Raw genomic sequence first — 24431 nt, forward strand, 5'->3', positions numbered from 1 at the left:
AATGAGGTTTTATTTTTGAATACTTAATAAACAGAAATTAGTAAAACTTGTAGAATACAAAACTTCGTATTCCATAAAAAAAGGCGAACACATTTATGAAGAAGGAGATAATGTAAGTGGTATTTTTTTGTATTCAGAGTGGGGTTTGCAAACTCTCCAAATTAAGTTCAAACGGTAAGGACCAAATCATAAAGCTAGTAAATCCAAGAGAATTGCTTGGTCAACGTTCGATGATTAGTGATGACCCCCCCCTGATTTAAGTGCTGTAGCGCTAGAAGATATGGAAGTTTGTTTCATTCCAAAAAGCGAAGTGCTAGGTTTGTTTGACAATAACAACCAATTCTCAATGTATTTAATGAAAATTATTTGTGGTGATTTGAAAGAATCGAGTGACCACGTAATTTCTATGCCGCAAAAAAACAGTCAAAGAACGATTAGCAGAAAAGCTGGTTTATCTTACCTAAACTTTTAGGAAAAATGGAGATGGCTCTTTACGTATTCAGCTTTTAAGGGAAGAACTGGCAGGAATGATGGGTACAACTACTGAAAGTTGTATCCGTTTATTATCCGATTTTAATAAATTAGGACTTATAGAATTCGTTGGTAAAAGAATCTTGCTTAAAGACATTAACAAACTTAAAAGAATTGCTAAGTAATTTTTTTAAAGACAATCCGTAAATAACAGTTTTTTTATTTTTACAAAAAGTTGTATTTGAAAATCAAAGATTTTCAAATACAACTTTTTGGCCTCTTCCAAATTTTTTATATTTGAAAATCAAAGATTTTCAATTACAATTTTTTGGCCTCTTCCCAAAAAATATCCATTTCAGCCAAAGACATATCCATCAAAGGTTTACCCAATTCTCCTGCCTTACTTTCGAGATATTGAAACCTTTTAATAAATTTTTTGTTGGTTCGTTCCAAAGCGTCTTCTGGATTTATGTTCAGAAACCTTGCATAATTTATCATTGAGAATAATACGTCTCCAAATTCAGCTTCCATTTTTTCCTGATCTCCAGCCTCAACCTCAATTTGCAATTCCGCTAATTCTTCTTGTACCTTATCCCAAACCTGACGGGGCTCTTCCCAATCAAATCCTACTCCTTTTACCTTGTCCTGAATTCTGCTGGCTTTTACTAATGCCGGCAAACTTTTTGGAACACCTTCTAAAACCGACTTTTTACCTTCCTTTAATTTTAGTTTTTCCCAGTTTTGTTTGACTTCTTCTTCATCTTTTACCACTACGTCGCTATAAATATGGGGATGACGATGAATGAGTTTATCACATATCTCGTTGCAAACATCGCCAATGTCAAAATCATTAGTTTCACTTCCTATTTTGGCATAAAAAACAATATGCAAAAGCACATCACCAAGTTCTTTTTTGACTTCATTGAGGTCATTATCCAATATGGCGTCTCCCAATTCATAAGTCTCTTCGATAGTCAAATGACGTAAACTTTGTAGCGTTTGCTTTTTGTCCCAAGGACATTTTTCTCGCAAATCATCCATAATAGTTAACAATCGATCAAAAGCTTGGAGTTGAATCTGTCTAGAGTTCATAAGGTTTTAAATTTATTTAATGTGTTCGACCTTTTGGTCATATGTTTGTAAAAATAAGAAATCCTGCCTCAAAAAATCAAGGCAGGATTAAAATATATTTTGAAAAGGAATATTACTCTTTCTTAGCTTTTGCTTTTTTAGCTGGAGTTTTTACTTTTTCAGCAACCACTTCTTCAACGACTTTCTCCAATACTTCTTCAGCATTTTCGGTTTTAGGCTCTTCCTTTGAAACCAATCCTTTTGATTGAAGTAAGTTGTACCAATTCAAAACTTTTTTGATATCGGAAGGATATACTCTTTCTGAATCATATTCTGGAAGAATTTCCATAAAATAAGCAACTAATTTAGCATTATCGTCCTTGTGCGAAATCGCTGGTCCTTCATTTTCTTTGATAGCAATGTTTCGCATCACCTCAGTCAAAGGCTTTTCGGCATCAACTGTGTAAATCGAAATTTCAGACAATAAACTTACGTTGACTTTTAATCCAACAGTACTTTTTTTACCATCAAGTAATGATTCAGCTACAAATCCTGTACGAGTTTGAACTTTTAATGCATATAAACCTGGTTTACCTGAAATGGATAATATTTTTTCTAAATTCATTTTTTAAATGTGTATTTAATAATTCGTTTATTTGGTTATTTCTAAAATTCGGCAATCTTTTTATCTTCCTTTTTTGTTGCAAAATTTCATTCGGTAATCAGGTCTGGTTTTCCCATCCATAATGTTTTGCAATTTTTTCTTGATTAGCTTCTTCTTTAATGACGAAATCAAATCAGTAAACAAAATTCCTTCAATATGATCGTATTCGTGTTGAATAACTCTAGCTACTAAGCCATCGAATACTTCCGTTTTAACGTTAAAATCTTCGTCGCAATACTCAATTGTAATTTTTTCATTTCTGTAAACATCTTCACGCACATCTGGAATACTAAGACAACCTTCGTTAAAACTCCATATTTCCCCTTCTTCTTTCAACATTTTAGCGTTGATAAAAGTACGTTTGAATCCATTTAATTGTTGTTGTTCTTCAATAGGCAAATCTTCATCATCGCTAAAAGGAGTGGTGTCAATCACGAATAAGCGAATGCTCATTCCTACTTGTGGTGCTGCTAGACCTACGCCATTAGCATTGTACATTGTGTCGTACATATTTACAATAGTTTCCTTCAAATCAGGATACTCGGAAGAAATTTCTTCTCCCATTTTTCTTAAAACCGGATCACCATATCCTACAATTGGTAAAATCATTTTTTTTAGTATTCAGTGTTTTGTAATCCGTTTTCGGAAACCTTTAAGAATTTCTTATCTGTTCAAAAAAATTAAAGTGCAAAAGTAATAAAAATATTTAGGAATTGCATTTTTAGAGTTATTAAAACATCTTTCGGGTCAAATAATCTTGAAGCATAATGGTTGCAGAAATCTCGTCGATAAGTGCTTTATTTTGACGTTGTTTCTTATTCAATCCACTATCAATCATAGTCTGGAAAGCCATTTTAGAAGTAAAACGTTCGTCTACACGAATGACTTTCATATCCGGAAAATGATTGGTAAAATGAGTCACAAATCCTTTGATAATGGAAGCGCTTTCCGAAGGTTCACCATTCATTTGTTTGGGTTCGCCAATGAGTACAGCCTCTACCTTTTCTTTGAAAAAATAATCCTTCAAAAAAGCGATTGCAGTTGCAGATGGAATTGTCGTTAAGCCCGAAGCAATGATTTGAAATTCATCCGTAACGGCTATTCCAGTTCGTTTTTGTCCATAATCTATAGCGAGAATTCTTGGCATTTATAAGGAATCTTTATATTTAATGAAACCAAAGACGGAAACTATTTTCTTTTCAATATCAATCTCGTAAACAACAACATATCCTTTGAAAACAAAATCCCTTATATTTTCATTTTCAAAATATCTTGATTTTTTGAAATGATAAGGATTTTTCAAATCATTCTTGATATTTTTCAATAAATCAGTTTTAAACTTTCTAGCTGCAACTGGCTTATCTTTTGAAATATAATGAACCTGATCATTTAGTTCAATCAAAAATTCTTCCTGAAACCTAATTCTCATATTTAGAAATTGTTTCTTCGAGTATTACATCAACCTCTTCTAAAGTATAAAATTTTGCTGTTCCACTTTTTAGTTTAGCATAAGCAATATCCAATTTTCTCTTATTTTCATCGAAATCGGGATCTTCCTGAACTATTTTCAATTCATCCGAAGAAAACGAACTTAATAATTCCAAGATTTTGGCTTTTATTTCGGGCTGAAATTCTAATCTAATTGCTTCCATAATCGATAAAATTTAAAGTACAAATATATAACATTTTCAATTTAATTTGAGTTTTTTGCTTTTGGTTAAAAATCCTATCTTTGTCAAAAATTTAACAAAAATGAACAAATTACAATCTATCATAGAACAAGCATGGGAAAACCGTGCTTTGTTACAAGAAAAAACTACAACAATTGCCATTAGAGATGTTATCGAATTATTAGACAGCGGAAAACTTCGAGTTGCCGAACCAAAGGGAGACGGATGGCAAGTAAACGAATGGGTTAAGAAAGCGGTAGTGATGTACTTTCCGATTCAAAAAATGGAAACATGGGAATCTGGAATTTTCGAATACAACGATAAAATGCTACTTAAAAGAGATTATGCTGCAAAGGGAGTACGTGTTGTTCCTGGAGCTTCTGCTCGTTACGGTTCTTATATTTCTGCTGGAGTTATTATGATGCCTAGTTATGTAAACATTGGTGCTTATGTTGATGAAGGAACAATGGTCGATACATGGGCAACCGTAGGCAGTTGTGCGCAAATTGGAAAAGACGTTCACTTGAGTGGTGGTGTTGGAATTGGTGGTGTTTTAGAACCTCTTCAAGCTGCGCCGGTAATCATTGAAGATGGAGCATTTATTGGCTCTCGTTGCATCGTTGTCGAAGGCGTTCACGTAGGAAAAGAAGCTGTTCTTGGAGCCAATGTATGTTTGACTGCATCCACAAAAATTATTGATGTCACTGGAGAAACTCCTATCGAAATGAAAGGATTTGTACCTGCTCGTTCGGTTGTAATTCCGGGTAGTTATACCAAAAAATTTGCTGCAGGAGATTTTCAGGTACCTTGTGCTTTGATAATTGGAACACGTAAACCATCAACTGATTTGAAAACTTCATTGAACAATGCGTTGAGAGAATATGATGTTGCAGTTTAATACGTATTTCAAAAGACATAAATATAAGATATATCTAAAAAAAAATGGGATATTCGATTAAACTCATTAGAAAAAATAAAAAAAGCCGAAAATTTACTTTCTGATGTCACAACAATTTTAGAAAAAAACTGTGTTAATTATTGCCTCGAAGGAGGAACATTATTAGGTATATACCGAGAAAACTAATTGTTGCCATGGGATAGCGATGTGGAAATTTCTGTTTTAAGTAATGAATTAGATTCTACCGATTTAATAAAAAAATTAGAAGACAAAAGCTACAGAGTCAGAATTAGAAAATTTGAAAATGATGATTTTATAATTAAAAAAATACAATAAAAATAATTAAAATTCGGGAAAAATATTTTTTTGGACTTATAAAGGGTAAAGTATGTTTAGAAATTTTTGTGAAATATATTCACGAAAGTAATGTTTATTTGAAGGTTGCTAACAAAACCATGTTTGCGCCAAAAATATTTTATGATGAATTTGAATCTATTAATTTTTCAAATAAAAATACACTATCCCATTAAAAACAGAAGGATATTTAATCCATAAATATGGCCATTGGAGAGTTCCTGTTAAAACATGGGACGCTTCAAATGACGAATTTTCTATTTTAACTAAATAAAAATAATTGTCCAATTATTCAATTATTCAAAAAAAAAAAAACTTATGAAAATTATAATCCTTGCTGCTGGAATGGGATCAAGATTGGGAAATCCTTTTCCAAAACCGTTAACAACACTAAGAAACGGAAAAAGCATAATGAAATTTCAATTAGACAACATCACATCTAAATACAATATTGATGATATAAATGTGGTCGTTGGTTTCAAAAAAGATTTGATCATGGAACGTTTTCCAGAATTGACTTATATTTACAATCCGTATTTTGACCAAACAAATACATCAAAAAGTTTATTAAGAGCTTTAAAAAAGAATAAAACCAATTCTGTTTTATGGTTTAATGGAGATGTGGTGTTTGATCAATTAATTTTAAACATTCTTGAACCACATATACAAGCTAACGAATCATTTGTTGCAGTAAACACTAGTAAAGTAGCTGACGAAGAAGTAAAATACACCTTGAAAAATGGGTTTATAGATGAGTTGTCTAAAACGGTAAAAAACGGGTTGGGGGAAGCCGTGGGGATTAATTTTATATCTAAAAATGATATTGAAAAATTCATCTATAGACTTGAAGAGTGCGACGATAATGATTACTTTGAAAGAGGATTAGAATTAGCTATAGAAAAAGATAATATTGAGGTAAAAGCTATAGATATATCAAAATACAGTTGCATTGAGGTTGATTTTACTGAGGATCTCGAAAACGCAAATAAAACATTTAGTTAAAAATGAAATGTATTCTTTTTTGTCAAGACAATTATGCTTTTGGAATTCTAGAGCCAATAAAAACATACTTAATTGAAAATGGTCATGACTGTTTATGGTATATTAATAAAAAGATAATTACGGATTTTCCTTTTAATAACGAGCAAAATACAACTTCAATTACAACACTTAAAGAGTATCAAAGTGATGCAATTTTTGTTCCTGGCAATGAAGTTCCACATTATTTAAGAGGATTAAAAGTTCAAATATTTCATGGATTAGCTGGAGAAAAGAAAGGCCATTTTAGGATTCGACATTATTTTGATTTGTATTTAACTCAAGGACCCTATTTTACAAAGGAATTTAATAAATCTAAATCCATATACAAAAATTTTCATGTAATAGAAACTGGGTGGCCTAAACTAGATATTTATGCGGCGGATAAACTTTTATACCACGAAGAAAAAAATGAACTACTAGTTAAATTTAGTGCAAAAAAAATAATTCTTTACGCACCAACTTTCTCTCCAAAACTAACATCAGCTCCTTTTTTAATAAATCAAATAAAATTATTATCTAAAAATAATGATTATTTAATATTGCTAAAATTTCATCCCTTGATGGATGAAAATTGGCTTGACGTGTATAAAAAATTAGCAGATGAAACCTCAAATATTATTTTTGAGACGGAAAAAAATATTATCAAATTTTTATTGATTGCAGATATTTTAGTTAGTGATACCTCATCCGTTATTTATGAATTTCTCTTGTTAAACAAACCGGTAATTACATTTCAAAACATATCTGAGAACATCCTTTGGGAAAACAGTTTGAATTACTCCGAGTTAGTCGAATTAGTTGAAAAGAACCTCAGGGAAGATTTATATTCAAAGGAACGGAAATTTATTTTTGACAACTACCACCCTTATAACGATGGAAAATCGGCAAAAAGAATGGTAGAATCAGTACTGAATTATATAAAAGTAAATAGTGTACCCGAAAAAAGAAAAATTTCAATTTTAAGAAAACTTAAAATTAATTCCATTTTTAAAAAATAAAAGTGTGCTTATCATTCAAGAAACAACTAAATAGGTCTCTTTCCTCGATGTTTCCAACGTTTATGCGTCCACAGATAAAATTCTGGCGCTTCAAGAATTTGTTGCTCCACTTTTTCTAAAAAAACATTCATTAGTTCAAAATCAGGGATTTCTTTTACATTAGTAGATAAAGTCTCGAATTCTGCTTCATAGAAACCTCTTTTAACCTTTTTAATTTTGATCAAAAGTATATTTAAATCAAATTTCTTCGATAGCATTTCGGTTCCAACATAAACTGGAACTTCGATTCCCATAAATTTATGCCAATAATTATTGGCTCTTAATTGAGGGGATTGATCGCTTGCAAAACCATATAAAGCTTTAATATTGTTCAAATAATTATACTCTATAACTTCGGCAGTTTTATTTATAGGAATCAATTCCGCATGAAATTTCGAGCGAATATTTCTAACCAATTTATCAAAATACTTATTATTTATTTTCTTATAAATAGCAAATCCCTTAAATGAAATTTTACTATTCAGCGAAACTGCCCATTCATAGCTTGCATAATGTGCACAAAGTAATGCTATACTTTTTCCCTCATTTTCTATTAGTTCATACTCCTCCCAGTTTTTATAAACAAACCTTTTATCCATTTCTTTTCTAGAAATACTCATTGTTTTAATCATTTCCAAAAACAAATCACATAAATGCCTATATGATTTTTTTTCAATAACTAATCGTTCTTCATCTGATAAATGAGGCAAAGTTATAGCCAAGTTTTCTCTTACTACTTTTTTTCTATAGCCAAAAACATGATAGACAAATAAATAAACAATATCAGATAAAATGTATAGCGCTCTAAAAGGTAAAATAGAAATTAAAAATAATATTGGAAATAATATCAAGAATAAAATAAGTTGCATTTTATATTTTTATGCAAATATAACTAAAAGTGTTCTAATATTAATTTGCATTATCTTTGCAAAAAACTGTAATAGATGAATCTTAACGAAGAAGTACACAAAGCTTTCGAAATTATACAAAACGGCGGCATTATTCTTTACCCAACCGACACCGTTTGGGGAATTGGCTGTGACGCAACAAATCCTGAAGCTGTCGCCAAAATATACAAACTCAAGCAAAGAGCTGAAACGCAAAGTATGATTGTATTAATGAATAGTGAAAAAATGATGTACAATGTTTTCAAGGAAATTCCAGAAGTGGCTTGGCAAATAATGGATTTGTCCGAAAACCCAACAACTTTAATCCTAGATAAACCAAGAAATGTGGCGCTAAATTTAATTGCTCCAGACAACACTTTAGGAATAAGAATCGTCAAAGAGCCTTTTTGCTTCAAATTATTGGAACGAATGCGAAAACCATTAGTCTCTACATCTGCAAACATTTCAGGAAAGCCAACCCCTATTGCCTATAAAGATATTAGTCCAGAAATTATAAAAGGTGTGGACTATGTTGTAAATTTGTATCAAGAAAAAATTGCAGAAAAACCTTCGACAATCATAAAATTGACGAACGATTCGCAGGTAAAAGTGATTCGGAAATAGTTTTTTTCGCCACTGATTCACAGATTAAAATAAATAATTACAAAATGTCAGACTATTTATACGAAGAGGATACTTATAAAATTATTGGTGCTTTAATAGAAGTCCATAAAAATCTGGGGAAAGGTTTCTCTGAAATTGTTTATAAAGATGCTTTTGAATATGAGTTAAAAAGGATTAATTTTTCTTTTGAAAGAGAGAAAGAGTATTTAGTTCATTATAAAGATATTATTTTAAATCATAAATTTTATGCTGATTTTGTTGTATTAGATAAAATTATAATTGAAATAAAATCAACAGAATTATTACACGAAAAGCATATTTCACAATGCTTAAACTACCTACACGTTTCTGGACATAGACTTGCTATTTTAGTAAATTTTAACAAGGCTTCTCTTGAATACAAAAGAATTATAAAATAATCTTTGAAAAAATCAGTGAATCAGTGGCTACAATAAAAACCAAATACATCAAAGCATTAAATAATAAAATCTTCGAAGTAATTTCCAAAGCTTCCCAAGAACTAAACATAGAAAGTTATGTGATTGGGGGGTTTGTTAGGGATTTACTTTTAAACAGAGATTTCAAAAAAGACATTGATATTGTTGCCGTAGGTAGCGGAATTGAACTCGCCTTAAAAGTATCAGAGTTGCTCCCTAACAAGCCAAAAGTGCAAGTTTTTAAAAATTATGGAACTGCAATGTTGCGTTTTGAAGATACCGAAATTGAATTTGTTGGTGCTCGAAAAGAATCCTATCACTTTGAAAGTAGAAATCCTGTTGTTGAAAACGGAACTTTAGAAGACGATCAAAACCGTCGTGATTTTACCATAAATGCCTTAGCTTTATCTTTAAACCAAGAAAATTTTGGTGAATTATCAGATCCTTTCAATGGATTGGAAGATATGAAAAATAAAATCATCAGAACGCCTCTCGATCCAGACATTACTTTTTCTGACGATCCTTTGCGAATGCTACGCGCGATTCGATTTGCGAACCAATTGGGTTTTGAAATCGAAGAAAATTCTTTGCGATCTATTAAAAAAAATTCCGAAAGAATAAATATTATTTCTGGTGAAAGAATCGTTGATGAATTAAATAAAATCCTTTCTACCAACACGCCTTCGATTGGATTTTTGTTATTATATAAAACAGGACTTTTAGACATTATTCTGCCTGAATTAACGGCTTTGAATCAAGTGGAAGAAATTGATGGACATACCCACAAAAATAATTTTTACCACACTTTAGAAGTCGTTGATAATATTTGCCCAAATACAGACGATGTTTGGTTGAGATGGTCGGCTTTATTGCACGATATTGGAAAAGCACCCACAAAACGTTTCAATAAAAAACAAGGTTGGACGTTTCACGGACACGAATTTTTGGGTGGAAAAATGGCAAAGAAAATCTTTGAGCGCTTGCACATGCCATTGAATCACAAAATGAAATTTGTTCAAAAAATGGTGATGATGAGTTCACGTCCCATAGTTTTATCTCAAGATTTGGTTACTGATTCCGCGGTTCGTCGTTTGGTTTTTGATGCAGGAGAAGATGTTGAAAATCTAATGACACTTTGCGAAGCGGATATTACAACCAAAAACCCTAATAAATTCAAGAAATACCATAACAATTTCGAAATTGTTCGTAAAAAAATTGTGGAAGTGGAAGAGCGCGATCACGTTCGTAATTTTCAACCGCCAATAACAGGTGAAGAAATTATGGTAATTTTCAATTTGAAACCTTCCCGTGAAATTGGAGTTTTGAAAGAATCCGTAAAAGAGGCAATTCTTGAAGGTGAAATTCCTAATGAATATCAAGCAGCCTATGATTTTGTTCTGAAAAAAGGAGCAAAATTAGGACTAAAGATTAACGCTTGTTGAATCAACATTTAATGATATTTAAAATATCTTTGCAAAATTAATTTCAAGCAATGAAAAAAGAAGATAAATCAGTAATAATCTGGCTGCTTTCAGGTTGTTTTTTAGTTTTTGTAATGGTTGTCGTAGGCGGAATTACTCGTTTGACAAATTCAGGACTTTCAATGACCGATTGGCATTTAGTTACTGATACTTTTCCTCCTTTGACTGAGGCTAAATGGCAGGAGACCTTTGAGCAATACAAACAGTTTCCAGAATATCAAAAAATAAATATTCACAACGATTTTACACTGTCCGATTATAAATATATTTATTTCTGGGAATGGTTTCATAGACTAATTGGTCGGGTTCTTGGTTTTGTATTTATCATACCTTTTGTGTATTTCTTGATTAAGAAAAAAATTGACAAAAACACATTGAACAAATGCTACATTCTACTGGGAATGGGAGCAATGCAGGGTTTTTTGGGTTGGTTTATGGTGCGAAGTGGTTTAATTGACAATCCAGACGTGAGTCATTTTCGTTTGTCATTGCACTTGACTTTTGCCTTTATAACCTTTGCTTATACACTTTGGGTGGCGCTAGATTTGATTTATCCTGACAGCAATTCATTAATTATTCCTTTACGAAATTTAGCTCGAATTGCATTGGCTTTTCTGCTTTTACAAATTATATATGGAGGATTTGTCGCTGGATTAAATGCAGGTTTAATTCACAATCATTGGCCATTAATGAGCGACGGACAATTCTTTCACGAAAGTGTAATTTTAGAAAAGAACTCTTGGTTACAAAGACTTACTGAAGGTAAAAGTGGTGTGCAATTTGTACATAGAACTTTGGCTTATTTTGTAGTAGCATTGCTATTGCTGTTAGCCTTCAAAAGTCAAAAATTTGATTTAACTAAGAATCAAAAATTTGGCATAAATGCATTAGTAACAATTGTTTTTCTGCAATTTGCATTAGGTGTTTTTACCTTGCTTTACAGCGTTCCTTTATGGCTAGGATTGACGCATCAGATGGTTGCTTTCTTTTTATTAACAGCGATGATATATACATTACATCGGTTATCAAAATAATATTTTGCTATATTTACGTCAGACTATATTGTCACATCTCTTTGTTTAACATCTATAAATGTCTAAACTTACAGCCCAAGATAAATTCTTAGATTTATCAGATTATGGAAGACCTTTTGGAAAATGGTTAGCCAATTTGCTTAAAAACACTCGCTTCACTCCTATTCACGTTACGCTATTGTTTGGTATTTCGGGGATAATTTCTATAGTTTGTATTTTGCAAAAACAGTATGTTTTGGCAGGATTTTTTATCATTTTAAAATCGGCAATTGACGCAGCCGATGGCGAATTAGCGAGATTAAAAAACACCCCTTCTTACGTTGGAAGATACCTCGACAGTGTATTTGATATTATCTTAAATTTTATGTTTTTAATGACGATTTGTTATGTCTCAAAAACGACAATTTGGTTTACACTTTTGGCATTTATTGGAATGCAATTACAAGGCACTTTATACAATTATTACTATGTGATTTTGAGAAATAAATCGGTGGGAGGAGATACAACAAGTAAAATTTTTGATTACAAATCGCCACGAGCTTTGCCGGGAGAAACCCAAAAATCGGTTGATATTTTGTTTTCAATTTACACTTTGGTTTACGGAATTTTTGATAAAATAATCCATGCTTTAGACAGTAACGCTTACAAGGTAAAAACGTTTCCAAATTGGTTTATGACATTGCTTTCTATTTATGGATTGGGGTTTCAATTGTTGCTTATTGCGATTATGCTGCCAATGAATTTGATTGAATATATAATTCCTTTTTTCATCATTTACACCTTCTTAATTTTTGTAATAATAGGGATTAGAAAAACCGTTTTTAAGGCTTAAAATCACCATAGAATAAATCGATACTACTTGTTTAAAATTCAATTTATCAATTAGTTAAGAGCAATCATATGATCCATAAATTTACATTTAATCCTGTCCGTCTAATTTTTAAAATTAGATGCTTTTTTTTCTACTTACCACAACTTCATCTGCTCTATAGGAAGACAAACTTACATTCAAAAAAAAATTAATTGTATTTAACTACATCGGCTTTAAAAACACCAATCAAGAACAGCTTTAAGTATTAAAGAATAAATTGTTAAAAACGACCTATATTCTATTATATTTACCAAACTATATTTTCCTATTTTTATGAAACCAGAAAAAGAAAAACCAAGTGATAACAAACCTTATTTACTAGGAGAAATCGAATTGAAAAAAGACCGTCGAAAAGCAAAAAATTTACTCCACCGATTGAATGTAACCGAGTATAGAGTGACAAAAAATGCTCGATTGATAATTGCTGAATTGATCCCGAATACAGGAAATAATTTATACATAGAGCCTCCTTTTTTTTGTGATTATGGCTATAATATTCACTGTGGTGAAAATGTATTTTTCAATGTAAACTGTGTAATTTTAGACGAAAAAAAAGTAACAATTGGCTCCAATGTATTTATTGGACCGGGCGTTCAACTTTATACAGCATCCCATCCGCTTGATGCGTCGACACGCCTAACGCACAAAATTTCGAAACCTATAATTATAGGCGATGATTGTTGGATTGGTGGAAATGCAATTATTTGCCCCGGAATTACCATAGGAAACGGATGCATTATTGGAGCTGGTTCAGTAGTTACTAAAGACATTCCCGAAAATTCAATGGCAGTGGGAAATCCTGCAAAAGTGATCAAGGAATTAAATTTATAATTTACATAGCTAAAAATCTTTTCAACAAATCGCAATTCGCAATTCGTAATTCTTAATTTAAATTTTACCTTTACCCTTTCATTAAAACAAAGATTATGGTTTATAAATTTAGAGTAATTCTCGACGCCGAAGAAGATATATTTAGAGATATTGCAATACTTGCCGAAGACACTTTAGAAGATTTGCACAACGCTATTTTTAACTCTTTTGGGTTTGACGGTATGGAAGTTGCTTCGTTTTATACGTGTGATGATACGTGGAATCAGGAGGACGAAATCCCGATGTTTGATTCCGGTGATATTCCAGGCGAACAAAAAACGATGAGCGACTACTTGCTTTCGGATATTTTGAACAAAGAAAATACCAAAATAATCTATGTTTACGATTTTATCAATATGTGGACTTTTCTAGTAGAACTTGCCGCAGTCGAAGAAATTGCTGTAGGAAACACTTATCCAGAAACCATTTTCTCTGTTGGAGAAATGCCAGCCGAAGCAATGGAAAAACATTTTTTTGCTGATGAGGAAGAGGAAAATTATAATGAATTTGAAGATGAATTAGACGAAGATGACCTTGATATGTTTGAAGGTGATGATAGCTTTGAAGACTTCGGATTTGAAGAAAATTGGAATTAAAAAAAATAAGAAATTACAAATCAAGAACCAAGATGAAAGGCTTCTAAAGCGCCTGGCATCTTGGCTCTTTTGTCTAAAAAATTAAAAATTATGATTAATTTATTTAACACACACATAGAAACTTTGTCTATTCACAGAGTGGGAAACAAGAGCAGAAACGAAGCAATATTTTTATCTGGACAATCTACCAATTTGAATGACGAAGTGGTGCCTTTGATAAAAGAATATTTCTTTAGACCTTTCCGAGAAAAAGAAGAAAATTACTTTCAATTTGCCCATGAAGTCGATTTAGAATACAATGATATGTTCAAATTAGCAACTGAAATATTCGAAAATCCAAGCAATTTACACGAAGTATCAAAGAAAATCACAACTCATTTATTTGAGCAATCAAACCATCCGCACATTAAAAATGGAGAGGTTTATGTAGCGCATTTAACAAATGTAAATATTGACAACAATGTTGTAGATGCTATTGGGATATTTAAAAGTGAATTACAATCTGACTTTTTACAGTTTGAAGAAAAAGGTACTAGTCTCGAAATGAATTTGCAACACGGAATAAACCTCAGCAAATTGGACAAAGGTTGTTTGATTTTTAATTATAAAAAAGAAGAAGGTTATAAAATTTTGACAGTTGATAGCAACCGTTATGATGCCAGATATTGGTTAGAACATTTTCTTTCGGTTGATGCATTTGAAGACGAGAATTTTATCACCAAGAAATACTTGAAATTTTGTCAAGGTTTTGCAAAAGACGTAGTTTTTCCTTCCGAAGACAAAAAGGAAGAAGTGATGTTTATGAACCGAAGCGTAAATTATTTTGCCAAAAACGACCAATTCGAAGAAAGTAATTTCCTTAGTGAAGTCTTAGACAATCCAGATTTACTTCCCGAATTTAAAAATTACAAGGTAGATAAAGGCGAGAAATACAGCATCGAAGACGTGACCTCATTTCCCATTGCAAATTCTGCCGTTACTGACGCTAGAAAATCGATTAGAAATATAATTTCTCTTGACACTCAAATACAAATAAAAATGGATTTTATCAATCCGGAAAGTGCCGAAAAATATGTAGAAAAAGGTTGGGACGAAGAAAAACAAATGTATTATTACTTGGTTTATTTCAACAAAGAAGTAAAGAACTAGTGTTCAAATAGCACATTTAAAATTATTTCAAAATTTGTGCTGCGTGAACTTTTGTTTTTACCTCCGAAATCACTTCGTCGATTATACCATTTTCGTCGATTACAAAAGTAGTTCTGTGAATACCATCATATTCTTTTCCCATAAATTTTTTAGGTCCCCAAACTCCAAATGCTTCAATAACCGATTTATCTTCGTCTGCCAATAGTGGAAATTGAAAACTATATTTTTCCTTGAATTTAGCTTGGGCTTTTGCAGCATCGGCACTTACTCCTAAAAGTTCGAAATTATTGGCTTGAAAACGTTCGAAATTATCTCTTAAATCACAAGCTTCAGCAGTACATCCAGGTGTATTGGCTTTTGGATAAAAGAAAACCACCAACTTTTTACCTTTATAATCGGCTAATTTATGAAGCTTCCCATCTTGATCAAGTCCTGAAAAACTGGGTGCTTTATCGCCTTTTTTTAATGTTGTCATATTTTGAGTTTAGAAGTTTAGGAGTTTAGGAGTATAGTTATTAAATTGTACCCAAATTTAAACTAAAATGACGAAACCCGAACGTGTAACGTTTGTTATAAATACGTTAAAAGAATTATACCCCGAAATCCCGATTCCTTTAAATCACAAGGATCCGTATACTTTATTGATTGCTGTTTTACTCTCGGCTCAATGTACAGACGTTCGCGTCAATCAAATTACGCCTTTACTTTTTGCCAAAGCTGATAATCCATACGATATGATCAAAATGTCGGTCGAAGAGATAAGAGCTATTATTCGTCCCTGTGGTTTATCCCCAATGAAATCAAAAGGAATTCACGGTTTGTCACATATTTTAATTGACAAACACGAGGGGAAAGTGCCCCAAAGTTTCGAAAGTTTGGAGGAATTACCTGCCGTAGGTCACAAAACCGCGAGTGTCGTGATGTCACAAGCCTTTGGCGTCCCCGCATTTCCAGTTGACACGCATATTCATCGATTGATGTATCGGTGGAATTTATCCAACGGGAAAAATGTGGTTCAAACCGAGAAAGATGCCAAACGCCTTTTTCCAATGGAAATTTGGAATGACTTGCACCTCCAAATCATATGGTATGGTCGGGAATATTCTCCAGCTAGAGGTTGGAATTTAGAGAAAGACATTGTTACTAAAACCATTGGTAGAAAAACTATTTTAGAAGAGTACCACATAAAAATATCCCGATAATTATCGGGATATTTCACTAATTAGCCATAATTTCGAAACTCATTTTGTTAACTTTTATTATGCTTAACGCTTTTGAGTAATTTAGTAAAAAAGAAATCGTTTCTTTTTTTGGTTTAATTGTAATAATCGCTAATGTTTTTTTAGAGTAAATTTTTGCCATAGAGTAATAATTTTTTGTTTTATTACAACGCAACAATTTTTAAAATAGTATCAATTTGTTAAAATAATTTGATGTTTGTCAATAACTTTCCTCATATTCATTAATGCGTAACGCATTCTGCCTAAAGCTGTATTGATACTAACTCCTGTTACCTCAGAAATTTCCTTAAAACTCATGTCTTGATACATTCGCATTATCAAAACTTCTTTTTGATCTGCAGGGAGTTCCTCAATTAATTTTTTTAAATCAATTTCGACCTGATCTTTAATAATTTGATTTTCTATTGTTAAAGAATCATCAGACATAATTGAAAAAATAGAAAATCCCTCTGTTTCTCTGAACATTGGCATTTTTTTATTTTTTCGATAATGATCAATAATCAAATTATGGGCAATACGCATCACCCAAGGCAAGAATTTACCTTCTTCGTTATATGCTCCTGATTTTAAAGTTTTGATGACTTTGATAAACGTGTCTTGAAAAACATCATTTGAAATATCTCTGTCAGAAATTTTAGAATATATAAAACCGAAAATTTTTGATTGATGTCTATTGATTAATACAGTCAAGGCGTATTCGTCTCCTTCAACATAATTTCGAACCAATAAAGCGTCTGGAATTTGTACATTAGCCATAGTTATACCTTTTAGTTTTTAATGAAAATTTGAAGCGATTTCTCTAAAAAGTAGTTCTATATAATAGGCTAATGGTTTATTGTGGTTAATTAATGGTCAAATTTAACAATTTTTTATCTTAAGAAGCAAGTAAAAAGATTAAAATTAAGTTAAAAAGGGATTGAACTCAAGGAATCCAAATACTTTTTTAGCTAAAAACCCGTTTTAATAAACCCCTAAATTAATAGTTTTAATAAGACAAAATAAACTGCTTCATAAATAGAAAATTGGGGATAACCCAATACCAAATCTCATTTTAAAATTGATTACTTTTGTAAAAATTCAATTTTTGTATGTCCATTGACTTTTCAACACTCGATCCAAAGAAGAATATAATCATTAAAGGAGCGCAAGTCCACAATCTAAAAAATGTGGATGTTGCAATCCCCAGAAATAAATTAGTGGTCATAACTGGACTTTCGGGTTCTGGAAAATCAAGTTTGGCTTTCGACACTTTGTATGCCGAAGGACAACGCCGTTATGTGGAAAGTTTATCTTCTTACGCTCGTCAATTCCTTGGGAGACTGGACAAGCCAAAAGTGGAATACATCAAGGGAATAGCACCAGCCATTGCCATCGAGCAAAAAGTAAACACTACAAATGCCCGTTCTACGGTAGGAACTTCGACCGAAATTTATGATTATATCAAATTATTATTTGCTCGAGTTGGAAGGACTTTTTCACCAGTTTCAGAACAAGAAGTAAAAAAAAATACGGTTTCGGATGTTATTACCGATGTAAAAAAATTCGAATTAGATAGCAAATGGCTACTCCTCGCTCCTATTCATTTAGAACACGGAAGGGCTTTGGAAGACAAACTAAAAGCTTTACTCAATCAAGGATTTTCAAGAATATTAATAGACAATGAAACGGTTCGTTTAGACGACATCGATAGTCATACTTTAGACAATAAAGACATTCTACTTATCATTGACCGAATTGTGGTCAAAGACGAAGAGGAATTTTACAATCGGCTTTCGGATGCGGTTCAAACCGCTTTTTATGAAGGCAAAGGAATTTGTCATTTGCAGGAATTAAACACTAATAAACGCCATTCGTATAGCAATAATTTTGAACTCGACGGCATTACTTTCTTAGAACCGAATGTTCATTTATTTAGTTTCAACAATCCGTATGGTGCTTGTCCGGTTTGTGAAGGCTATGGAAATATCATCGGAATTGACGAAGAATTAGTTATTCCCAACACTTCATTATCAGTCTATGAAAACGCTATTTTCCCTTGGCGTGGCGAAAGCATGAGCTGGTTTCGAGATGAATTAGTAAACAATGCGTACAAATTTGATTTCCCTATTCATAAACCCTTTTTTGAACTTTCAGAAGCTCAAAAAGAGTTGGTTTGGAAAGGAAATAATTGTTTTCAGGGTTTGAATCGTTTCTTTAAGGAATTAGAAGAAAAAAATTATAAAATCCAAAACCGGGTTATGCTTTCGCGTTATCGTGGCAAAACCAAATGTCATTCCTGCAAAGGAAAACGTTTGCGAATAGAAGCTTCTTACGTAAAAATAAATTCGAAAACCGTGTCGGATTTGGTCGATTTGCCAATAAAACATTTGGTTACTTTTTTCGAAAATATCGATTTAGATGTTTATGAAAAACAAATTGCCAAACGATTATTATTGGAAATCAACAACCGTTTGTCGTTTATGACCGAAGTTGGTTTAGATTATTTGACTTTGAATAGAAACTCTGCGACACTTTCAGGTGGCGAATCACAACGGATTAATTTGGCGACTTCGCTGGGAAGTAGTTTGGTGGGTTCGATGTATATTTTGGATGAACCAAGTATCGGCTTACACCCAAAAGATAGTGAACGATTGATCAATGTTTTACTTTCACTTCGGGATTTAGGAAATACCGTTATCGTAGTCGAACATGATGAAGACATCATGAAAGCCGCCGATATGATCATTGATATTGGTCCAGAGGCGGGAACTTTTGGTGGAGAATTAGTCGCTCAAGGCACTTTCGATGAAATCTTAAAATCGACTTCCTTAACTGCGAAATATTTGAATGGCGAATTAGAAATTAAAACACCCCGAATTAGGAGAAAATGGACGAATTACATAGAAATTCTTGGTGCACGTGAGAATAATTTACAAAATATAGACGTCAAGTTTCCTCTAGAATGTCTGACTGTGATTACTGGTGTTTCTGGAAGCGGAAAAAGTACGTTAGTCAAGAAAATCTTGTTTCCGGCAATGCAGAAAAAGCTGGATGGCATTGGCGAAAAAGCAGGGCAGTTTACCGAAATGCGTGGCTATTATCACAAAATTCAACATATAGAATATGTGGATCAAAACCCTATTGGACGAAGTTCTCGTTCGAATCCTGTGACCTATATCAAGGCTTATGACGACATTCGAGAATTGTTTGCCAAAGAAAAACTATCGAAAATTAGGGGGTATCAAGCCAAACATTTCTCTTTCAATGTTGATGGTGGTCGTTGCGAAACTTGCAAAGGCGAAGGTACTATTAATGTAGAAATGGTTTTTATGGCCGATGTGCAATTGCATTGCGAAACCTGTAACGGCAAGCGATTTAAGAAAGAAGTTTTGGAAGTAACATTCGACGGCAAGAACATTCACGATATTTTGACAATGACCATCGATGATGCAATTGCGTTTTTTGCAACCAACAAACAAAATAAAATCACGCAGAAACTGCAACCTTTGCAAGACGTTGGTTTGGGTTATGTGCAATTAGGACAATCCTCTTCTACTCTTTCTGGTGGTGAGGCACAGCGAATTAAACTAGCCTCATTCTTGGTAAAAGGAGCTACAAAAGAAAAAGCACTTTTTGTATTTGACGAACCAACTACTGGATTGCATTTTCACGACATTAAAAAACTCTTGGCTTCGTTTGATGCTTTGATTGATAAAGGACATTCGATATTGGTAGTCGAACATAATCTCGATTTAATAAAATGTGCCGACTGGATTATAGATTTGGGACCCGAAGGAGGAGAAAATGGCGGTCAACTTCTCGCCGAAGGAACTCCAGAAGACATCATTAAAATCAAAAAATCGGTTACAGGGCAATATTTGAAGGCGAAGTTGTAGCAAAGAATCTCGCTGTATTGTTTTGCTTCGACCAACGGTAAACCTTTTATCAATTCCTCTATTTATTTAAACTCTTAAATTCCTTTTTGTCTATTGAATAATCAAAAATATAAGTTTCATAAAAAGTACCTCCATAGTCATAATGATTTGGATTAATTCTACGAAGTAGAAAAAATATTTATTGTTATTTTTATAGTAAAAAATTGATTTTAATATCGGATAGTTTAAAAATTAGATATAACCGATGATAATATGTATCTTTGTGGAGATATGTGGAAAATAGATTTAGGATATAAAGCCGAGTTTCAATCAACCTTTGAGAGATTGCACCAAAAAAAGCAAGATTTGCAAGCCAGCAGACCTTTGCCTAAGATTGCTTTGAATAAAATAAGGGAAAGCTTATCCATAGAATGGACTTATAATTCTAACAGTATTGAAGGGAATACTTTGAGCTTACGAGAAACGCAAATGGTACTTCAGGAAGGAATAACCATAAAAGGCAAATCGCTTCATGAACATTTTGAAACGCACAATCACGATAAAGCAATAGATTATTTGTACAGCATTGTCAATAATAATTATGTTTTACGAAATATTGACATTCTTTCTATTCACAGTCTGGTTTTACGTTCCATCGAAGACGATTTTGCAGGACGTATCAGAAACGGTGGTGTTCGCATTTCGGGAGCGAATTTTGTTCCGCCAAACGCCAATAAAGTTTCGGATTTACTGGAGGAATTGATTGACTTTATCAATACAAATCCTTTACAACTAAACGATATTGAATTGGCTGCGGTTTTTCATCATAAATTAGTTTATATTCATCCTTTTTTTGATGGTAATGGTAGAACAGTTCGACTGGCTATGAATTTATTGTTGATGCGTTGTGGTTTTCCGCCTGCCATTATCCTCAAAAATGATAGAAAAAAATACTACGAAGCACTCAATCAAGCCAATAATGGCAATTATCAAAAACTAATGCTTTTGATGTGCCAAGCTCTGGAACGCAGTTTAAATATTTATTTGAATGCAATGCCTGACAGTGCAAATGACTTTCAAAAAATATCAGATATCGTCAGTGAACCTAGTGCTCCTTATGGTCAAGAATATGTAAGCTTATTGGCTCGGACAGGCAAGATTGACGCCTATAAAGAAGGTAGAAATTGGTATACCACTAAAGAAGCTATCGATGATTATATTCTAATCCGAAAAAGAAAACGCTAATTTAAATTAGCGTTTTCATACTCCTGTTTTAACATAAACTTCCAAATCGTTATACCGAAAGAATAAACCAAAACAGTAACTTTGCTTTTTGCTCAAAATTTATGCTAAAAAACGATAACAACATTGAAGTATTGGGTGCGCGAGTACACAATCTAAAAAACATTGACGTTCGTATTCCTCGTGAAAAACTGGTCGTGATTACCGGGCTTTCAGGTTCCGGGAAATCATCCTTAGCCTTTGACACGATTTATGCAGAAGGACAACGTCGTTACGTGGAAACTTTTTCTGCTTATGCCCGACAATTTTTGGGTGGATTAGAACGTCCCGATGTCGATAAAATAGATGGACTTTCGCCTGTAATTGCCATCGAACAGAAAACCACTAGCAAAAGTCCCCGCTCGACCGTTGGAACCATCACCGAGATTTATGATTTCCTGCGATTGCTTTTTGCCCGTGCTGCCGACGCCTATAGTTACAACACGGGCGAAAAAATGGTTTCCTATGACGACGAGCAAATCAAGGATTTGATTACACAAGATTTCGCAGGAAAACGAATCAATATTTTGGCGCCAATAATTCGCGCCAGAAAAGGACATTATGCCGAATTGTTCCAACAAATTGCCAAACAAGGTTTCTTGAAAGTTCGTATTAATGGCGATATCAAAGACATCACAACGGGAATGAAGCTTGACCGTTACAAAACCCACGATATCGAAATCGTGATTGACAGAATGGTTATTGAAGATACCGCAGATAACGAAAAGCGTTTGGCCGAAAGCATCAAAACAGCGATGTATCACGGTGAAAATGTGCTGATGATTTTAGACCAAGACTCGAATGAAATTCGGTTTTTTAGTCGGAATTTAATGTGCCCGACCACTGGAATTTCCTATCAAAATCCGGAACCGAATTTGTTTTCCTTCAATTCGCCAAAAGGGGCTTGTGAGCATTGCAAAGGTTTGGGAACGGTAAACGAAATCAATATCAAAAAGATTATCCACAATCCTAAATTATCAATAAATAAAGGTGGTTTTGCCCCTTTGGGCGAATACAAAAGTAGTTGGATGTTCAAGCAATTGGAAATCATTGGCGAAAAATATGGCTTCAAATTAACGGACCCAATTTCGACAATTTCCGAGGAAGCAATGCAAATGATTTTGAATGGCGGAAAAGAAAAATTCTCGGTCGAATCGAAAGTTTTGGGCGTTACCAAAGAATATAAAATTGAGTTTGAAGGGATTTCACATTTCATAAAAAACCAACACGACGAAAGTGGTTCGACAACAATAAAACGTTGGGCAAAAGAATTTATGGACGAAGTCAAATGTCCGGTTTGTGAAGGTTCTCGATTAAAAAAAGAAGCTTTATTTTTTAAAATTAACGAAAAAAATATTGCCGAATTATGCGATATGGATATTTCTGATGTAACGGCTTGGTTTCATGATTTGAACCCCCATTTATCCGATAAGCAAAAAACTATTGCCACGGAAGTTATCAAGGAAATTAAGGATCGTTTGAACTTTTTGATGAACGTAGGTTTAGAATATTTGGCTTTAAGCCGAAGTTCGAAATCGCTTTCGGGTGGGGAAGCTCAACGCATTCGATTGGCAACTCAAATTGGTTCACAGTTGGTGGGTGTTTTATATATTCTGGATGAACCAAGCATTGGTTTGCACCAAAGAGACAACGACAAATTAATTCATTCTTTGGAACAATTGCGCGACATAGGAAACTCGGTTATTGTGGTCGAACACGACAAAGATATGATTTTGCGTGCCGATTATGTAATTGACATTGGTCCAAAAGCGGGAAAACACGGTGGCGAAATCATCAGTAAAGGCACTCCTGCAGAAATATTGAAAGACCATACTTTGACGGCTTCGTACTTGAATGGCGAAATGGAAATTGAGGTTCCAAAAAAACGTCGGGAAGGCAACGGAAATTTTCTGAAATTGACTGGCGCGACCGGAAACAACCTTAAAAATATATCGATAGAATTGCCCTTAGGCAAAATGATTTGCGTAACCGGAGTTTCGGGAAGCGGAAAATCGACCTTGATTAATGAAACCCTCTATCCTATTTTGAACGCCTTTTATTTTAATGGTGTCAAAAAACCAAAACCCTACAAAAAAATTGAAGGTTTGGAACATATCGACAAAGTAATTGATATTGACCAAAGCCCGATTGGAAGAACGCCACGTTCGAATCCAGCGACTTATACCGAAGTTTTTACTGAAATTAGAAACCTATTTACAATGACTTCCGAAAGTATGATTCGGGGTTACAAAGCGGGTCGTTTTAGTTTTAACGTGAAAGGCGGACGATGCGAAACCTGTGAAGGATCTGGTGTGAGAACAATAGAAATGAACTTCCTGCCCGATGTTTATGTGGAATGTGAAACCTGTCAAGGAAAGCGTTTCAACAGAGAAACTTTGGAAATCAGATTCAAAGGAAAATCAATTTCAGATGTATTGAATATGACAGTCGATGAGGCCGTTACTTTCTTCGAAATGATACCGAAAATTTATCGAAAAGTCAAAACCTTGCAAGATGTAGGTTTGGGCTATATTACTTTGGGACAACAAAGTACTACACTTTCCGGAGGCGAAGCACAACGTATTAAACTGGCGGGAGAATTAGCTAAAAAAGACACTGGAAATACGTTTTATATACTTGATGAACCCACAACTGGATTGCATTTTGATGACATTAGAGTATTGATGGAAGTGATAAATAAACTGGTCGATAAAGGCAATACCTTCTTGATTATCGAACATAATATGGACGTTATAAAACTAGCGGATTATATTATTGATATTGGCCCCGAGGGAGGAAAAGGTGGCGGTGAAGTTGTTGCTAAAGGAACTCCAGAAGAAGTGGCCAAAAATAAAAAAAGCTACACGGCGCAATATTTAAAAAAAGAGTTATATTAGCAT

At 33.3% G+C, this 24431-nt stretch carries 26 protein-coding genes; 17 read left to right on the plus strand and 9 right to left on the minus strand.

Annotated features, from left to right (window positions below):
- The first annotated feature begins 116 nt into the window (after positions 1-116).
- Complete coding sequence (locus AABM59_RS03980; RefSeq protein WP_338407682.1) at positions 117-260, plus strand: cyclic nucleotide-binding domain-containing protein; 144 nt, start codon at positions 117-119, stop codon at positions 258-260.
- A gap of 270 nt (positions 261-530) precedes the next feature.
- The gene (locus AABM59_RS03985; RefSeq protein ID WP_338407711.1) at positions 531-656 is read left to right on the plus strand and encodes a helix-turn-helix domain-containing protein; all 126 of its coding nucleotides are present in this window, start codon (positions 531-533) and stop codon (positions 654-656) included.
- A gap of 133 nt (positions 657-789) precedes the next feature.
- On the opposite strand, the gene mazG is transcribed toward AABM59_RS03985, so the two are convergent.
- From mazG to AABM59_RS04015, 6 genes are all read right to left on the minus strand, one after another.
- Positions 790-1563 (minus strand): nucleoside triphosphate pyrophosphohydrolase, encoded by a 774-nt coding sequence (gene mazG, locus AABM59_RS03990; RefSeq protein ID WP_338407683.1) that lies wholly within the window; start codon positions 1561-1563, stop codon positions 790-792.
- A gap of 112 nt (positions 1564-1675) precedes the next feature.
- Positions 1676-2167, minus strand: a complete 492-nt coding sequence (locus tag AABM59_RS03995) for a DUF5606 domain-containing protein (protein WP_338407684.1) — start codon at positions 2165-2167, stop codon at positions 1676-1678.
- 60 nt (positions 2168-2227) lie between these two features.
- Positions 2228-2815 (minus strand): peptide deformylase, encoded by a 588-nt coding sequence (gene def, locus AABM59_RS04000; RefSeq protein WP_338407685.1) that lies wholly within the window; start codon positions 2813-2815, stop codon positions 2228-2230.
- Positions 2816-2936: 121 nt separating this feature from the next.
- Positions 2937-3353, minus strand: coding sequence for a Holliday junction resolvase RuvX (gene ruvX / locus AABM59_RS04005; RefSeq protein ID WP_338407686.1), 417 nt, complete (start codon positions 3351-3353; stop codon positions 2937-2939).
- Positions 3354-3635 carry a type II toxin-antitoxin system RelE/ParE family toxin gene (locus AABM59_RS04010; RefSeq protein ID WP_338407687.1) on the minus strand — a complete coding sequence of 94 codons (282 nt, stop codon included), beginning with the start codon at positions 3633-3635 and terminating at the stop codon, positions 3354-3356.
- The gene (locus AABM59_RS04015; RefSeq protein ID WP_338407688.1) at positions 3625-3858 is read right to left on the minus strand and encodes a hypothetical protein; all 234 of its coding nucleotides are present in this window, start codon (positions 3856-3858) and stop codon (positions 3625-3627) included. Before AABM59_RS04015 ends, AABM59_RS04010 begins: the two co-directional genes overlap by 11 nt.
- 100 nt (positions 3859-3958) lie before the next feature.
- Here AABM59_RS04015 and AABM59_RS04020 point away from each other — a divergent pair, with 100 nt between their 5' ends.
- From AABM59_RS04020 to AABM59_RS04030, 3 genes are all read left to right on the plus strand, one after another.
- On the plus strand, positions 3959-4774 hold the full coding sequence (locus AABM59_RS04020) for a 2,3,4,5-tetrahydropyridine-2,6-dicarboxylate N-succinyltransferase (protein WP_338407689.1): 816 nt from the start codon (positions 3959-3961) through the stop codon (positions 4772-4774).
- A gap of 672 nt (positions 4775-5446) precedes the next feature.
- On the plus strand, positions 5447-6130 hold the full coding sequence (locus AABM59_RS04025) for a phosphocholine cytidylyltransferase family protein (protein WP_338407690.1): 684 nt from the start codon (positions 5447-5449) through the stop codon (positions 6128-6130).
- Between the two features lie 2 nt (positions 6131-6132).
- On the plus strand, positions 6133-7167 hold the full coding sequence (locus tag AABM59_RS04030) for a CDP-glycerol glycerophosphotransferase family protein (RefSeq protein ID WP_338407691.1): 1035 nt from the start codon (positions 6133-6135) through the stop codon (positions 7165-7167).
- A gap of 26 nt (positions 7168-7193) precedes the next feature.
- On the opposite strand, the gene AABM59_RS04035 is transcribed toward AABM59_RS04030, so the two are convergent.
- On the minus strand, positions 7194-8075 hold the full coding sequence (locus AABM59_RS04035; RefSeq protein ID WP_338407692.1) for a lysophospholipid acyltransferase family protein: 882 nt from the start codon (positions 8073-8075) through the stop codon (positions 7194-7196).
- 75 nt (positions 8076-8150) lie between these two features.
- On the opposite strand from AABM59_RS04035, the gene AABM59_RS04040 reads away from it, so the two are divergent.
- The 8 genes from AABM59_RS04040 to AABM59_RS04075 all read left to right on the plus strand — a co-directional run bounded on the left by AABM59_RS04040 (position 8151) and on the right by AABM59_RS04075 (position 15155).
- Complete coding sequence (locus AABM59_RS04040) at positions 8151-8717, plus strand: L-threonylcarbamoyladenylate synthase (RefSeq protein ID WP_338407693.1); 567 nt, start codon at positions 8151-8153, stop codon at positions 8715-8717.
- Positions 8718-8761: 44 nt separating this feature from the next.
- Positions 8762-9136 carry a GxxExxY protein gene (locus AABM59_RS04045; RefSeq protein ID WP_338407694.1) on the plus strand — a complete coding sequence of 125 codons (375 nt, stop codon included), beginning with the start codon at positions 8762-8764 and terminating at the stop codon, positions 9134-9136.
- Between the two features lie 23 nt (positions 9137-9159).
- A complete protein-coding gene (locus AABM59_RS04050) occupies positions 9160-10596 on the plus strand; it encodes an HD domain-containing protein (RefSeq protein WP_338407695.1) in 1437 nt (478 codons plus the stop codon).
- 50 nt (positions 10597-10646) lie between these two features.
- On the plus strand, positions 10647-11669 hold the full coding sequence (locus tag AABM59_RS04055) for a COX15/CtaA family protein (protein WP_338407696.1): 1023 nt from the start codon (positions 10647-10649) through the stop codon (positions 11667-11669).
- Between the two features lie 58 nt (positions 11670-11727).
- Positions 11728-12501: a CDP-alcohol phosphatidyltransferase family protein gene (locus AABM59_RS04060; protein ID WP_338407697.1), complete on the plus strand. Its 774-nt coding sequence runs from the start codon at positions 11728-11730 to the stop codon at positions 12499-12501.
- A 312-nt stretch (positions 12502-12813) separates the two neighbouring features.
- Positions 12814-13371, plus strand: coding sequence for a sugar O-acetyltransferase (locus AABM59_RS04065; protein ID WP_338407698.1), 558 nt, complete (start codon positions 12814-12816; stop codon positions 13369-13371).
- A 95-nt stretch (positions 13372-13466) separates the two neighbouring features.
- Positions 13467-14006, plus strand: coding sequence for a hypothetical protein (locus tag AABM59_RS04070; protein WP_338407699.1), 540 nt, complete (start codon positions 13467-13469; stop codon positions 14004-14006).
- 90 nt (positions 14007-14096) lie between these two features.
- Positions 14097-15155, plus strand: a complete 1059-nt coding sequence (locus AABM59_RS04075; RefSeq protein ID WP_338407700.1) for a nucleoid-associated protein — start codon at positions 14097-14099, stop codon at positions 15153-15155.
- Between the two features lie 22 nt (positions 15156-15177).
- Here the strand turns inward: AABM59_RS04075 and bcp are convergent, their stop codons facing one another.
- Positions 15178-15630, minus strand: a complete 453-nt coding sequence (bcp, locus tag AABM59_RS04080) for a thioredoxin-dependent thiol peroxidase (protein WP_338407701.1) — start codon at positions 15628-15630, stop codon at positions 15178-15180.
- 67 nt (positions 15631-15697) lie between these two features.
- Here bcp and nth point away from each other — a divergent pair, with 67 nt between their 5' ends.
- Positions 15698-16357, plus strand: coding sequence for an endonuclease III (gene nth, locus AABM59_RS04085; protein ID WP_338407702.1), 660 nt, complete (start codon positions 15698-15700; stop codon positions 16355-16357).
- Positions 16358-16567: 210 nt separating this feature from the next.
- Here nth and AABM59_RS04090 read toward each other — a convergent pair whose 3' ends face one another.
- Entirely contained in the window at positions 16568-17152 is a 585-nt protein-coding gene (locus AABM59_RS04090; protein WP_338407703.1) for a sigma-70 family RNA polymerase sigma factor, read from the minus strand.
- A 332-nt stretch (positions 17153-17484) separates the two neighbouring features.
- Between AABM59_RS04090 and uvrA (AABM59_RS04095) the strand changes: the two genes are divergently transcribed.
- The 3 genes from uvrA (AABM59_RS04095) to uvrA (AABM59_RS04105) all read left to right on the plus strand — a co-directional run bounded on the left by uvrA (AABM59_RS04095) (position 17485) and on the right by uvrA (AABM59_RS04105) (position 24428).
- Positions 17485-20271: an excinuclease ABC subunit UvrA gene (gene uvrA / locus AABM59_RS04095; protein WP_338407704.1), complete on the plus strand. Its 2787-nt coding sequence runs from the start codon at positions 17485-17487 to the stop codon at positions 20269-20271.
- 270 nt (positions 20272-20541) lie between these two features.
- Positions 20542-21495, plus strand: coding sequence for a Fic family protein (locus AABM59_RS04100; protein ID WP_338407712.1), 954 nt, complete (start codon positions 20542-20544; stop codon positions 21493-21495).
- Between the two features lie 101 nt (positions 21496-21596).
- Complete coding sequence (gene uvrA, locus AABM59_RS04105; protein WP_338407705.1) at positions 21597-24428, plus strand: excinuclease ABC subunit UvrA; 2832 nt, start codon at positions 21597-21599, stop codon at positions 24426-24428.
- Positions 24429-24431: the final 3 nt, after the last annotated feature.

The sequence above is a fragment of the uncultured Flavobacterium sp. genome, assembly GCF_963925185.1.
GTDB lineage: Bacteria > Bacteroidota > Bacteroidia > Flavobacteriales > Flavobacteriaceae > Flavobacterium.

What these genes read in the sequence shown, in the direction of transcription:
- AABM59_RS03985 (WP_338407711.1), top strand. Translation starts at nt 531, where the DNA reads ATGGGTACAACTACTGAAAGTTGTATCCGTTTATTATCCGATTTTAAT.
- mazG (WP_338407683.1), bottom strand. Translation starts at nt 1,563, where the DNA reads ATGAACTCTAGACAGATTCAACTCCAAGCTTTTGATCGATTGTTAACT.
- AABM59_RS03995 (WP_338407684.1), bottom strand. Translation starts at nt 2,167, where the DNA reads ATGAATTTAGAAAAAATATTATCCATTTCAGGTAAACCAGGTTTATAT.
- def (WP_338407685.1), bottom strand. Translation starts at nt 2,815, where the DNA reads ATGATTTTACCAATTGTAGGATATGGTGATCCGGTTTTAAGAAAAATG.
- ruvX (WP_338407686.1), bottom strand. Translation starts at nt 3,353, where the DNA reads ATGCCAAGAATTCTCGCTATAGATTATGGACAAAAACGAACTGGAATA.
- AABM59_RS04010 (WP_338407687.1), bottom strand. Translation starts at nt 3,635, where the DNA reads ATGAGAATTAGGTTTCAGGAAGAATTTTTGATTGAACTAAATGATCAG.
- AABM59_RS04015 (WP_338407688.1), bottom strand. Translation starts at nt 3,858, where the DNA reads ATGGAAGCAATTAGATTAGAATTTCAGCCCGAAATAAAAGCCAAAATC.
- AABM59_RS04020 (WP_338407689.1), top strand. Translation starts at nt 3,959, where the DNA reads ATGAACAAATTACAATCTATCATAGAACAAGCATGGGAAAACCGTGCT.
- AABM59_RS04025 (WP_338407690.1), top strand. Translation starts at nt 5,447, where the DNA reads ATGAAAATTATAATCCTTGCTGCTGGAATGGGATCAAGATTGGGAAAT.
- AABM59_RS04030 (WP_338407691.1), top strand. Translation starts at nt 6,133, where the DNA reads ATGAAATGTATTCTTTTTTGTCAAGACAATTATGCTTTTGGAATTCTA.
- AABM59_RS04035 (WP_338407692.1), bottom strand. Translation starts at nt 8,075, where the DNA reads ATGCAACTTATTTTATTCTTGATATTATTTCCAATATTATTTTTAATT.
- AABM59_RS04040 (WP_338407693.1), top strand. Translation starts at nt 8,151, where the DNA reads ATGAATCTTAACGAAGAAGTACACAAAGCTTTCGAAATTATACAAAAC.
- AABM59_RS04045 (WP_338407694.1), top strand. Translation starts at nt 8,762, where the DNA reads ATGTCAGACTATTTATACGAAGAGGATACTTATAAAATTATTGGTGCT.
- AABM59_RS04055 (WP_338407696.1), top strand. Translation starts at nt 10,647, where the DNA reads ATGAAAAAAGAAGATAAATCAGTAATAATCTGGCTGCTTTCAGGTTGT.
- AABM59_RS04060 (WP_338407697.1), top strand. Translation starts at nt 11,728, where the DNA reads ATGTCTAAACTTACAGCCCAAGATAAATTCTTAGATTTATCAGATTAT.
- AABM59_RS04065 (WP_338407698.1), top strand. Translation starts at nt 12,814, where the DNA reads ATGAAACCAGAAAAAGAAAAACCAAGTGATAACAAACCTTATTTACTA.
- AABM59_RS04070 (WP_338407699.1), top strand. Translation starts at nt 13,467, where the DNA reads ATGGTTTATAAATTTAGAGTAATTCTCGACGCCGAAGAAGATATATTT.
- AABM59_RS04075 (WP_338407700.1), top strand. Translation starts at nt 14,097, where the DNA reads ATGATTAATTTATTTAACACACACATAGAAACTTTGTCTATTCACAGA.
- bcp (WP_338407701.1), bottom strand. Translation starts at nt 15,630, where the DNA reads ATGACAACATTAAAAAAAGGCGATAAAGCACCCAGTTTTTCAGGACTT.
- nth (WP_338407702.1), top strand. Translation starts at nt 15,698, where the DNA reads ATGACGAAACCCGAACGTGTAACGTTTGTTATAAATACGTTAAAAGAA.
- AABM59_RS04090 (WP_338407703.1), bottom strand. Translation starts at nt 17,152, where the DNA reads ATGGCTAATGTACAAATTCCAGACGCTTTATTGGTTCGAAATTATGTT.
- uvrA (WP_338407704.1), top strand. Translation starts at nt 17,485, where the DNA reads ATGTCCATTGACTTTTCAACACTCGATCCAAAGAAGAATATAATCATT.
- AABM59_RS04100 (WP_338407712.1), top strand. Translation starts at nt 20,542, where the DNA reads ATGTGGAAAATAGATTTAGGATATAAAGCCGAGTTTCAATCAACCTTT.
- uvrA (WP_338407705.1), top strand. Translation starts at nt 21,597, where the DNA reads ATGCTAAAAAACGATAACAACATTGAAGTATTGGGTGCGCGAGTACAC.